The sequence below is a fragment of the Kitasatospora sp. DSM 101779 genome (genome assembly GCF_025655475.1).
Lineage (GTDB): Bacteria > Actinomycetota > Actinomycetes > Streptomycetales > Streptomycetaceae > Kitasatospora.
Map to the genome: position 1 here is coordinate 3195701 of NZ_JAHTIK010000001.1, position 11986 is coordinate 3207686.

Consider the following 11986-nt stretch of genomic DNA (forward strand, 5'->3'; position numbering starts at 1 on the left):
CGGTGTGTGTCGGACTTACTGGCCGTACACAAACGGCATGACGATACCGATGAGCGCGAGCGCCTCGGTCAGCGCGAAGCCGATGAACATGTTGGAGCGGATCAGGCCGGCAGCCTCGGGCTGGCGGGCCATGGCCTGCACGCCGTTGCCGAAGATCAGACCGACACCGATGCCGGGGCCGATCGCGGCAAGGCCGTAACCGATCGACGCGACGGAACCGGAAACAGCGGCGAGAGCGGACATCTCAGCTCATCCTTTACAGGGTGGAGAACCGGTGGGTGTTGGCCACCGGGAGTTCGGGGCGCAGCCTTCGGGCTGCGGTGCTCAGTGCGCCTCTTCGAGGGCACCGGCGATGTAGCTGCTGGCGAGCATCACGAAGATGTAGGCCTGCAGGAACTGGACCAGCAGCTCGAAGGCGGTGAGGCCGGCGGCCACGACGAACGAGACGGAGCCGTAGAGGGCGCCGATGCTCGGGCTGAGCAGGTACCAGGAGGCGACCGAGAACACCACGATCAGCAGGTGGCCGGCGAACATGTTCGCGAAGGCTCGCACTGCGAGGGTGAAGGGGCGCACGAAGATGTTCGAGAAGAACTCGATCGGGACCAGGATGAACATGACCCAGCCGGGGATGCCCGAGGGCCAGCAGAGGTTCTTCAGACCGCCCACGAAGCCGTGCTTCTTGAAGGTCAGCGTCATGTAGGTGACCCACACGACCGCCGCCAGACCGACCGGGTACGCGATCCGCGACATCACCGGGAACTGGGCGAACGGAATGATGGACATGATGTTCATGATCCATACGAAGAAGAACATCGAGACCAGCATCGGGACGTACTTCTCGCCCTTTTTGCCGATCGTCTCCAGCACGATGCTGCGCTTGACGAAGTCGTAGCCGATCTCGCCGACGATCTGCAGCTTGCCGGGCACCAGCTTGGGCTTGGCGAACGTGGCCCAGAAGAACACGACGACCAGGACCGCACAGATGATCGACAGCAGCATCGGCTTGGTGAAGTCAACACCGCCGACCGTGAAGATCGGCTTGAAGTCGAACTCGTTCAGGCCAGGGGCCGGGAAGCCGCAGCCGGAGTTCAGGTGGCACCCGGCCTCGGAGGCGAGCTGAACGTCAGCACCCACCACAGACTCCTTCGTCATGACGCATGGTTACGGCAACCTCGGTGTGTCGGCGTGGCCTGCGGCCACGGAGCGGCACTGGAACTTGTTGGATTTCTCGCGGACCCTGCGCGGCGCGTATCCCTGCCGCGGGATCTTCGAAGACTTCGGGGAGTCGGGGGGCGATCCGTCCGATGATCGGAGGGACCCGGCCGCATCCCGTACTCCGCCGTTGGGACGGACGATAGCAGCCCGTCAGGAGGGCATAAACACCGCCCCCCTCGCGAGGGGGACAGCCTGCCCCACTCACGGTTGACGCCCCGATTTGGGCTTGTCGTCCCGGGATTCGGGGTCGACGTAGTAGATCTTGGCCTTCATCGCGCCGCGCACCTGGAAGCCCGTCCAGATCAGCGCGCAGCCGAGCAGCGTGAAGCCGAACACCTTGGTGTCGAAGAGGGTGGTGTGCTTGAACACCGCCAGGACGACCGCGACCAGCAGGATCTGCGTCGTGTAGACCAGCAGCGCGGCCGCCATCATGATCTGCGGGTTGTTCCTGGTGAGCCGGTCGAGCGCGACCTGGCCGAAGCTGAAGAACGCCATCACCAGCAGCGTCGCGAAGACTGCGCCGATCAGTCCCTTGGCCCCCACGACTGCGAAGGCGATCACAGCGGCAATCAGGCCGGCGACCGCAGTGGGGATTGCGGCGCCTCGGATGATCCGGGCGTCGTGGGACGGCATGTCGGCAACTCCGGCGGCATGTCGGCAACGGGGGACTGGCATGTGGGTGTGCGCGGCGGGGGAACGCCGCACCGGGAACCACGGCCGCAGGCCGGCCGCTCGACGGCGAGCCAGTCGAGTGGACCGACCGGGGTGGAAAGCGCTCCACCCGTCAGGTCTTTCGGCGTGTTCTCGGTACTCGTGAACGGTATCACAAACTATTTGATGAGAGCTTTACCATGAACGTGTGGTACCTGTCACACCGATGGCCCAAGGGTGCCGCCGTACGGGTGAGGGCTGTTGACGACGGGTCAGACACTGCGGCGGGCGTGTCGCGGATGCCCTCCCGCGGCGCGCCCGGGCCGGCCGCGGGGCGCGCGGACGGGCCCGGTCAGCCCTTGGCCCGGCTCCGCTGTCCGATCGCGGTGGCGCCGCTGCCGATCCGGCTCAGCAGGGCCTTGTCCTTGGCGGAGAGCTCGGCCATCGCGGGAGTCCCGGCCGCCTCGCCGGCGTCGTCGGCCGCGGCGGTGAGGGCCTCCACGGCGGCCGCGGGGCCGGTCGCCGGCTCCTCGGCCCGGGCCTTGCGGTAGCGGGGCGGCACGACGGCCTGCACGGCCCGCGGCGCGTGCGGGCGGAAGCGCGGCATCAGCAGCACGACCAGGCCGACCAGGCAGAGCCCGGCGAAGGCCAGCACCACGGTGCGCCCGGTGTGGGTGACCGAGAAGGCGACGGTGCCGAAGGCGATCAGTGCGGCCCAGAAGTACATGATCAGCACCGCACGGCTGTGCGAGTGGCCGACCTGCAGCAGGCGGTGGTGCAGGTGCTGCTTGTCGGCGGCGAACGGCGACTTGCCGGCCCAGGTGCGGCGGACGACGGCGAGCAGCAGGTCGGCCAGCGGCAGCGCGATGACGGTCAGCGGCAGCAGCAGCGGGATGTAGATCGGCACCAGGGTGTGCACGGTGGCGGTCTGCGAACCGGTCTGCGCGGTGATCAGGTCGGGGTCGACGCGGCCGGTGATCGAGATCGCGGCGACGGCCAGCATCAGGCCGAGCATCATCGAGCCGGAGTCGCCCATGAAGATCCGGGCGGGGTGCAGGTTGTGCGGCAGGAAGCCCAGGCACATGCCGATCAGCACGGCGGTGAACAGCACGGCAGGGGCGGCGTCGTTGACGCCGTAACCGATCCAGAGCCGGTACGAGTACAGGAAGAACGCCATCGCGGCGATGCAGACCATGCCGGCCGCCAGGCCGTCCAGGCCGTCGATGAAGTTCACCGCGTTGACCATGACGACGACCAGCGCCACCGAAATGATCATGCCCTGGGTCGGGGTGACGGCCACCGGGCCGACGCCGGGCACCGGGATCGAGATGACCGTCACGCCCTGCCAGACCATGACGCCGGCGGCGATCATCTGGCCGCCCAGCTTCACCAGCGCGTCCACGCCCCACTTGTCGTCCAGCACACCGAGGACGAACATGATCCCGGCCCCGGAGAGCAGCGCCCTGACGTCCGCGCTCTGGATGAAGAGCCGCCCGATGTTGGTCAGTTGGGAGGCGACCAGCAGGCCGGCGCAGAGCCCGCCGAACATCGCGATGCCGCCGAGCCGCGGGGTGGGCTCGCGGTGCACGTCGCGCGCCCGGACAGCCGGCATCGCACCGGCCGCGATCGCGAACTTCCGCACCGGGCTGACCAGCAGGTACGTCACCGCTGCGGTGACGAAGAGCACCAGGAGATACTCACGCACCACTGGCCTCCTGCATCACGGTCCGACGGATGAGTACGGAGCGTACTCCCGGGATGGTTCGGGGTTCGAGGTGCGTCGCCACGGTCACACCTTATTGAGTCGGACGACCGGGGCGTGCACCGCGGTTCTCCCCGGACGGTGCGCAGGCCCCGCTCGGACCCCGGAGAGGGCTCTGGACGGTCCCGCCGCGCCGCCTCAGCGGCGCCCGGAGAAGGCCCGTGCGAGCTCGCGCACCCGCCCCGAGATCCGGGCCTGCGGGCCGCCGCGCAGCAGCTCCCCGATCAGGCCGCCGACCTCGGCGAGCTCGGCCGGCCCCATGCCCTGGGCGGCCGCCGCACCGGTGCCCAGCCGGATCCCGGAGGCCTCGGCGGCCGGCGCCGGGTCGAAGGGCAGCGCGCACTTGCCGAGCATCAGCCCGGCGGCGGCGCAGCGCCGCTCCGCGTCGACGCCGCTGAGGCCGAGCGGGCTGACGTCGGCGGTCACCAGGTGGGTGTCGGTGCCCCCGGTCGTCGGCCGGACGCCGTGCTCGGCGAGCGCGCCCGCGAGGGCCCGGGCGCCGTCCACGGCCCGCCGGGCGTAGGCCGCGAAGTCCGCGCCGGCGGCCTCGGCGAGGGCCACGGCCTTGCCGGCCACCTCGTTCATCGCGGCGCCGCCCTGGGTGAACGGGAAGACCGCCCGGTCGATCCGGTCGGCGAGCTCCACGGTGGACAGCAGCAGGCCGCCGCGCGGGCCGCGGAGCAGCTTGTGCGTGGCGGCGACGGTGACGTCCGCGTACGGCACCGGGGAGGGCGCCAGGCCGGCCGCGACGAGCCCGGTGGTCTGGGCGGCGGAGGCGATCAGGTAGGCGTCGACCTCGTCGGCGACGGCGCGGAAGGCGGCCCAGTCGACGTGCCGGGGGTAGGAGATGCCGCCGGCGATGATCGCCTTCGGGCGGTGCCGGTGGGCGAGTTCGCGGACCTGCCCCAGGTCGATCCGGCCGTCGTCCTCGCGGACGCCGTAGCCGACGAATTCGAACCACCGGCCGGAGAAGTTGGCGCGCGAACCGCAGCTGAGGTGGCCGCCGTGCTCCAGCGACATCGCGAGCACCGTGTCGCCGGGGCGCAGCAGCGCCGCGTAGGCCGCGAGCATCGCCGAAGTCGCCGACCGGGGCTGGACGTTGGCGTGCGGGGCGGCGAACAGCTGGCGGGCCCGGTCGACCGCCAGCAGTTCGGCGGTGTCAGCCAGCGCGCAGCCGGTGTGGTGGCGCCGGCCCGGGTAGCCCTCGGCGTACTTGTCGATCAGCGGGCCGCCGAGCGCGGCCAGCACGGCGGGGCTGGTGATGTTCTCGCCGGCCAGCAGCTGCAGGCTCTCCGCCCGTCGTTCGGCCTCCGCGGTGAGCAGGTCGGCCAGCAGCGGGTCGGCCCGGCGGAGCGCCTCCGCGGCCTCCCAGCGCTCCCCGGCGGCGGGAGCATCGATCTCGGTCGGGCCGTGCACGGTGGGGGTGACGGACATGGCGCAGCTCCCGGAAGCGGCGGGCGGGTCCCTCCAGCGTAGGTCGGGGCCGCCCCGGTGGCCCGCCCGCACACGGCCGCGTTGCGCCGTCGGAGAGCGCCCGGCGCTCGGCGCCGCGGACGGCCCGTCGACCGCCGTCGACAGCCACGCACGCCCCGGGCACGCCGCGCGCACGGTTCCTCCACCTGATCCCCCGCAATCCCCCACCGTGGACGGGTGCGCGGTGCCCGGATGCGCCGTCAGGGGCGCCCGGAGGCCCCGGCGGCCCTCGCGGACGCACGGGTCAGGACCTGCCGTGCACTCCCGTCAGGGCGGTGACGACCGGGTCGAGGGCGTCGAATATCTCCTCGCCGCAGTTGCGGAACATGCCGATCGGCGCGCCGTACGGGTCGTCGACCTCGTCCGACTCCGGGGAGGCCGCCAGCAGCCAGCCGCGCAGCGCCGCGGCGGCCCGCACCAGGGCCCGGGCCCGCTCCGGCAGCTGGGCGCCGCCGCGGGGCTCGGGCAGGGTGACCGGGTCGATCCGCCGGACCAGCCGGGTGAACTCCTTGAGCGTGAAGGTACGCAGGCCGGCCGCGTGGCCCATGGATATCACCTGGGCGCGGTGGTCGAGCGTGGCGGTGAGCACCAGGTCGGCGTCGATGACGTGCTCGTCCAGCAGCTCCCGGCCGGCGAAGCCGGCACTGTCCACGCCGTACTCGCCGAGCACGGTGGCCGCGTGCGCCTCCATCGGCGCGCCCTCGTGGCCCCACGTCCCGGCGCTCTCCACCACGAAGCGGTGCGAGGCGGCGCCGAGCCGGGCGGCCAGCTCGTGGCGGGTGAGCCGCTCGGCGATCGGCGAGCGGCACACGTTCCCGGTGCAGACGAAGAGGATCCGGAAGGTGTCGACCGGTTGCGGCGCGGTCGCCCGGTACGGGACGGCCGCGAACCGGGCCGGGCCGGGGCCCGCGGCGTACAGGGACGCAGCGGTCAACTGCCGGCCTCCAGGTCCGGAACGACCTCCCTCAGCTGCTCGACGCTGATCGCGCCCGCCCGCAGCACGACGGGGGTCTTGCCGGTGACGTCGACGATGGTGGAGGCCGTGGCGTGGTCCGCGCGGCCGCCGTCCAGGTACACCGAGATGGCGTCGCCGAGCTGGCCCTGGGCCTCGTCGCAGGTCGCGGGCGAGGGGCCGCCGGTCTTGTTGGCGCTGGAGACGGCGAGCGGGCCGGTCGCGTTGAGCAGCTCCAGGGCGACGGGGTGCAGCGGCATCCGGACAGCGACGGTGCCGCGGGTGTCGCCGAGGTCCCAGCGCAGCGAGGGCTGGTGGCGGGCGACCAGGGTCAGGCCGCCCGGCCAGAAGGCGTCGACGAGCTCCCAGGCCTGCTCGGAGAAGTCGGTGACCAGGCCGTGCAGGGTGGTCGGCGAGCCGACGAGCACCGGGGAGGGCATGTTGCGGCCGCGGCCCTTGGCGTCGAGCAGGGCGCCCACGGCCTCCGGGGAGAACGCGTCGGCGCCCACGCCGTACAGGGTGTCCGTCGGCAGCACGACGAGCTCGCCGCGGCGGATCGCCGAAGCGGCCTCGCGCAGCCCGGTGGCGCGGTCCCCGGTATCGGCACAGTCGTAGCGGCGGCTCATCGGTGCGGTCCCCTTCCGAAGTTCACGGCGAAGTCACGAAGTCACAGGGCGGCGCGGCGCGCGGTGCTGCCGCGGCGGCCGGTCACGGCATCGCCCGGCGGGCGGTGGTGAAGCGCGGCCGGCTGTTGAGGTCGCGGTGGTCGGCGGCGTCCGTCCACCCGCCCTCCTCGTTGAAGATCCAGGGCACCTGCCCGCCCTGGGTGTCGGCGTGCTCGATGACCACCGCGCCGCCGGGGCGCAGCAGCCGGGCGGCGACCCGCTCGATGCCGCGGATGGTGTCGAGGCCGTCCTCGCCGGAGAACAGCGACATCTGCGGGTCGTGGTCGCGGGCCTCGGGCGCGACGTACTCCCACTCGGTGAGCGGGATGTACGGCGGGTTGCTGATGACCAGGTCGAAGCGGCCGTCCCAGGAGCGGTCGTCCTCGAAGGCGCGGGTGGCGTCGCCCTCGTGCAGGAAGACCCGGGCGCGGTCGGGGCTGGTCGCGATGTTGCGCCGGGTGTAGGCGAGCGCGCCCTCGTCGAGCTCGAAGGCGTGCACGGTCGAGCGGGGCAGTTCCTGGGCGAGGGCGAGCGCGATGGCGCCCGAGCCGGTGCACAGGTCGACCACCAGGGGCTCGGCGACGTCCATGTCGCGGACGGCGTCTATGGCCCACTCGACGACGGTCTCGGTCTCCGGCCGGGGCACGAAGACGCCCGGGCCGACCTCCAGCTCCAGGTAGCGGAAGAACGCGTGCCCGGTGATGTGCTGCAGCGGTTCACGGGCCTCCCGGCGGGAGATCGCCTCCCAGTACCGGGCGTCGAAGTCGGCGTCGGGCACGGTGTGCAGCTGGCTGCGCTTGACGCCGTGGACGTGCGCGGCGAGCTCCTCCGCGTCGAAGCGCGGCGACGGCACGCCGGCCGCGGCCAACCGCTGGGTGGCCTGCGCCACCTCGGCGAGCAGCAGGTTCATCCGACCACACCTCTGACTTCTCGGGCGCCGGGCCCGGTTCTCAGTTCTCCTGGGCGGCGGCCAGCTTGGCTGCCGCGTCGGCGTCCACGCAGGACTGGATCACCGCGTTCAGGTCGCCGTCCAGCACCTGGTCCAGGTTGTAGGACTTGAAGCCGGTGCGGTGGTCGGAGATGCGGTTCTCCGGGAAGTTGTACGTCCGGATGCGCTCGGAGCGGTCGACGGTGCGGACCTGGCTGCGGCGGGCGTCGGAGGCCTCACGCTCGGCCTCCTCCTGGGCCGCCGCCAGCAGGCGCGAGCGCAGGATGCGCATCGCCTGCTCCTTGTTCTGCAGCTGGCTCTTCTCGTTCTGGCAGGAGGCCACGATACCGGTCGGCAGGTGGGTGATCCGGACGGCCGAGTCGGTGGTGTTGACGGACTGGCCGCCGGGGCCGGACGAGCGGTAGACGTCGATCCGCAGGTCGTTGGCGTGGATCTCGACCTCGACCTCCTCGGCCTCCGGGGTGACGAGCACGCCCGCGGCGGAGGTGTGGATGCGGCCCTGCGACTCGGTGGCCGGGACGCGCTGCACGCGGTGCACGCCGCCCTCGTACTTCAGCCGGGCCCAGACGCCCTGGCCGGGCTCGGCGCCGCCCCTGGTCTTCACGGCGACGGAGACGTCCTTGTAGCCGCCGAGGTCGGACTCGTTGGAGTCGATGATCTCGGTCTTCCAGCCGACCCGCTCCGCGAAGCGCAGGTACATCCGCAGCAGGTCGCTGGCGAACAGCGCGGACTCCTCGCCGCCCTCGCCCGCCTTGACCTCCAGGATGACGTCCTTGTCGTCATTGGGGTCCCGCGGGACGAGCAGCAGCCGCAGCTCCTCGGTCAGCTCGTCGCGGCGGGCCTCGGCGGCCTTCGCCTCGGCGAGGAACTCCGGGTCCTCGGCGGCGAGCTCACGGGCGGCCTCGATGTCCTCGCCGGTCTGCCGCCAGGCGCGGTAGGTCCGGGTGATCGGGGTCAGCTCCGCGTAGCGCTTGGCGAGCTTGCGGGCGTTCGCCTGGTCGGCGTGCACCGAGGGATCGGCCAGCCTCGTCTCGAGGTCGGCGTGCTCGGCGAGGAGCTCTTCGACTGCCTCGAACATGGGGTGGGCCTACTTCCCTTGGGGTGGCGGTGGGACGGACGGGGTCGCGGCGCGCGGCGGCGCGGACCGGGGAGACGCGAACGGCGCCGGCCCGACGTCCCCGCGGATGCGCGGGGACGCCGAGACCGGCGCCGTGGAAGCGCTAGGCCTTGCCGCCGCTGTGCTTCTTGCCGAAGCGGGCCTCGAAGCGGGCCACGCGGCCACCGGTGTCCATGATCTTCTGCTTGCCGGTGTAGAACGGGTGGCACGCCGAGCAGACCTCGGCGCGGATCTCGCCGCTGGTCTCGGTCGAGCGGGTGGTGAACTCGTTACCGCAGGTGCAGGTCACCTTGGTCACGACGTACTCGGGGTGAACGTTGGCCTTCAAGGGTCTCTCCTAGGTTTCGGGAGGGCACCGGGTCGGCGGCAGGCAGCCGCGCGTGAACCGGGACCGACGGACCAGTGTGCCAGCACCGGCCGTGTCTTCCCAAACCGGGAGGCGGCCCGGACTATTCCCGGCCCGCCGCGCCGACCGGGCTGCGGGTCGCGCCGCCCGGGGTGCGGGTGGCGGTGCCCGCGGAGGGGCTGGGGGTGCTGTCGGCCGGGTTGGACGGCTGGATGCTCACCACCGACTGCGGGACGGCCCCGTCGGCCTGCAGGGCGGCCCACAGCTGGGTGGCCTGGGGACTGCGCGGGACGACCCGGTTCGGGTCGCTGGGAGCGGTCACCACCGGCAGGGTCACCATGGTCATCTGGTCCGGCCCGATGCCCTTGAGGGTGTTGGCCAGGCCGACCAGGGCGCTCACCGAGGCGAGCTCGGAGTCGGTGGTCATCGACTTGGTGAGCTTGTCGGCGATCGACCACAGGTGCGCGGGGTTGGACGTGAGTCCGAGCGCCCCGATCTGCTTCATGATCGACTTCACCATCTGCTGCTGCAGCTCGATCCGGCCGAGGTCGCTGCCGTTGCCGACCCCGTGCCGGGTGCGGACGAAGGCCAGCGCCTGGGCGCCGCTGAGGTGGTGGCTGCCGGCCGCCAGGTGCAGTCCGCTGTCCTGGTCGGAGATGTCGACGGTGGTGGTGACGTCCACCCCGCCGATGGCGTCGATCAGGCCCGCGAAGCCGGCGAAGTCGACCTCGACGAAGTGGTCCATCCGCATCCCGGTGAGCTGCTCGGTGGTCTTCACCGCGCAGGCCGGGCCGCCGACCTCGTACGCCGAGTTGAACATCGCGCTGCGCAGGGCCGGGGTGCTGGTGCCGTTCGGTGCCGTGCAGGCCGGACGGGCGACCAGGGTGTCGCGCGGGATGCTGATGACCGAGGCGGCGGTGTGCTCGCGGTTGACGTGCACCACCATGGCGGTGTCCGAGCGGGCGGTGTCGCCGACCGCGCCGCCGGCCAGTGCGTGGTTGGCGCCCGCCCGGGAGTCCGAGCCAAGCAGCAGGATGTTGAAGGCACCGCCGACCGAGGCGGGCGGGCGGCCCGGGCCGAGCTGGGTGTCGATGTCGACGCTGCGGATGTTGCCGTTGAGCTTCCAGTACGCGTAACCGGCCGCACCCACACCCACCAGCAGCAGCCCGATCGCGGTGAAGACCGCGATGCGCAGCACCTTGCGGCGTCTGCTCCGGGGCTCTCGCTGATCGGACATCCCTTCCCCTTTCTGCTCGAACGGGGCTTTTCGAGCATAAGGGAATCCGGCCGCCGCCGATCGGCGGAGGCCGGGAGGCCGTGCAGGGGCCGTCTCGAGCACCTCGGCGCCCGGTGCGCGAAAGGGCGAGGCCCCCACCGCGGATGCGGTGCGGGGCCTCGCCCTGCGGAACGGGCCGCGTCAGTCGCCGGAACCGGGGGTGGTCTTGGCGATCTGCATCAGGAACTCGGCGTTGCTCTTGGTCTGCTTCATCTTGTCCAGGAGCAGCTCGATGGCCTGCTGCGAGTCGAGCGCGTGCAGCACCCGACGGAGCTTCCAGACGATCGCCAGCTCCTCGTTGCCGAGCAGGATCTCCTCCTTGCGGGTGGAGGACGCGTCGACGTCCACCGCCGGGAAGATGCGCTTGTCGGAGAGCTTGCGGTCGAGCTTGAGCTCCATGTTGCCGGTGCCCTTGAACTCCTCGAAGACCACCTCGTCGGCGCGGGAGCCGGTCTCCACCAGGGCGGTGGCGAGGATGGTCAGCGAGCCGCCGTTCTCGATGTTGCGCGCGGCACCGAAGAACTTCTTCGGCGGGTAGAGCGCGGTCGAGTCGACACCACCGGACAGGATGCGGCCGGAGGCCGGCGCGGCCAGGTTGTAGGCCCGGCCGAGACGGGTGATCGAGTCGAGCAGGATCACCACGTCGTGGCCCAGCTCCACCAGGCGCTTGGCACGCTCGATGGCGAGCTCGGCGACGGTGGTGTGGTCCTCGGCCGGGCGGTCGAAGGTCGAGGAGATGACCTCGCCCTTCACCGACCGCTGCATGTCGGTGACCTCTTCCGGACGCTCGTCGACCAGGACGACCATCAGGTGGCACTCGGGGTTGTTGTGGGTGATCGCGTTGGCGATCGCCTGCATGATCATCGTCTTGCCGGTCTTCGGCGGGGCGACGATCAGACCGCGCTGGCCCTTGCCGATCGGCGACACGAGGTCGATGATCCGGGTCGTCAGCACGCCCGGGTCGGTCTCCAGGCGCAGCCGCTCCTGCGGGTACAGCGGGGTCAGCTTGCCGAACTCGGGACGGTTGCGGGCGCCGTCCGGGTCCATGCCGTTGACCGAGTCGAGGCGGACCATCGCGTTGAACTTCTCGCGGCGCTCGCCGTCGCGGGGCTGGCGCACCGCACCGGTGATGGCGTCGCCCTTGCGCAGGCCGTGCTTGCGCACCTGGGCGAGCGAGACGTAGACGTCGTTCTGCCCCGGCAGGTAGCCGGAGGTGCGGACGAACGCGTAGTTGTCGAGGATGTCGAGGATGCCCGCGACCGGGATGAGGACGTCGTCCTCGCCGATCTGCGGCTCGACGGTGCCGCCCTCGAAGCCCTCGCGGCGGCCGCGGCCACGGCGGTCGCGGTAGCGGCCGCGACGGCCCCGGCGGCCCTCGCCGAACTCGTCGTCGTCGTAGCCGCCAGCCTGCTGCCCGGCGGGCTGGCCCTGACGGCCGGCCTGGCTGTCCTGCTGGGTGCCGGCCTGCTGCTGGCCCTGACCGGGCTGGCGCTCCGCCCGGTCGCGGTCGCGGCGGTTGCGGCGGTCGCGGCGGGACTCGCGGCCCTCGGCGTCCTGGCCCTCGGCCGCCTCGGGGCGCT

12 protein-coding genes are annotated in these 11986 nt (G+C 71.9%); all 12 read right to left on the minus strand.

All coding sequences use genetic code 11. From position 1 onward, the window contains the following. Positions 1-15: 15 nt before the first annotated feature. Positions 16-243: an ATP synthase F0 subunit C gene (gene atpE / locus KSNIM_RS14545; protein ID WP_043916032.1), complete on the minus strand. Its 228-nt coding sequence runs from the start codon at positions 241-243 to the stop codon at positions 16-18. Positions 244-324: 81 nt separating this feature from the next. Beyond that, positions 325-1152, minus strand: coding sequence for a F0F1 ATP synthase subunit A (gene atpB / locus KSNIM_RS14550; RefSeq protein WP_263103641.1), 828 nt, complete (start codon positions 1150-1152; stop codon positions 325-327). A 264-nt stretch (positions 1153-1416) separates the two neighbouring features. After that, on the minus strand, positions 1417-1776 hold the full coding sequence (locus KSNIM_RS14555) for a hypothetical protein (protein ID WP_263103642.1): 360 nt from the start codon (positions 1774-1776) through the stop codon (positions 1417-1419). 442 nt (positions 1777-2218) lie between these two features. Then, positions 2219-3571 (minus strand): MraY family glycosyltransferase, encoded by a 1353-nt coding sequence (locus KSNIM_RS14560; RefSeq protein ID WP_263103643.1) that lies wholly within the window; start codon positions 3569-3571, stop codon positions 2219-2221. 195 nt (positions 3572-3766) lie between these two features. Next, positions 3767-5062, minus strand: coding sequence for a serine hydroxymethyltransferase (glyA, locus tag KSNIM_RS14565; protein WP_263103644.1), 1296 nt, complete (start codon positions 5060-5062; stop codon positions 3767-3769). Between the two features lie 283 nt (positions 5063-5345). Beyond that, on the minus strand, positions 5346-5936 hold the full coding sequence (locus tag KSNIM_RS14570; protein ID WP_263107958.1) for a protein-tyrosine-phosphatase: 591 nt from the start codon (positions 5934-5936) through the stop codon (positions 5346-5348). 95 nt (positions 5937-6031) lie between these two features. Continuing rightward, positions 6032-6679, minus strand: coding sequence for an L-threonylcarbamoyladenylate synthase (locus tag KSNIM_RS14575; protein ID WP_263103645.1), 648 nt, complete (start codon positions 6677-6679; stop codon positions 6032-6034). Between the two features lie 82 nt (positions 6680-6761). Next, a complete protein-coding gene (prmC, locus tag KSNIM_RS14580; protein WP_263103646.1) occupies positions 6762-7628 on the minus strand; it encodes a peptide chain release factor N(5)-glutamine methyltransferase in 867 nt (288 codons plus the stop codon). A gap of 40 nt (positions 7629-7668) precedes the next feature. Next, on the minus strand, positions 7669-8745 hold the full coding sequence (gene prfA / locus KSNIM_RS14585) for a peptide chain release factor 1 (protein WP_263103647.1): 1077 nt from the start codon (positions 8743-8745) through the stop codon (positions 7669-7671). A gap of 142 nt (positions 8746-8887) precedes the next feature. After that, entirely contained in the window at positions 8888-9112 is a 225-nt protein-coding gene (gene rpmE, locus KSNIM_RS14590) for a 50S ribosomal protein L31 (protein ID WP_263103648.1), read from the minus strand. 121 nt (positions 9113-9233) lie between these two features. Further along, complete coding sequence (locus KSNIM_RS14595) at positions 9234-10367, minus strand: LCP family protein (RefSeq protein ID WP_263103649.1); 1134 nt, start codon at positions 10365-10367, stop codon at positions 9234-9236. A 180-nt stretch (positions 10368-10547) separates the two neighbouring features. Next, positions 10548-11986 (minus strand): transcription termination factor Rho (gene rho, locus KSNIM_RS14600; RefSeq protein WP_263103650.1); only part of this gene is annotated, 1439 nt, incomplete at its 5' end.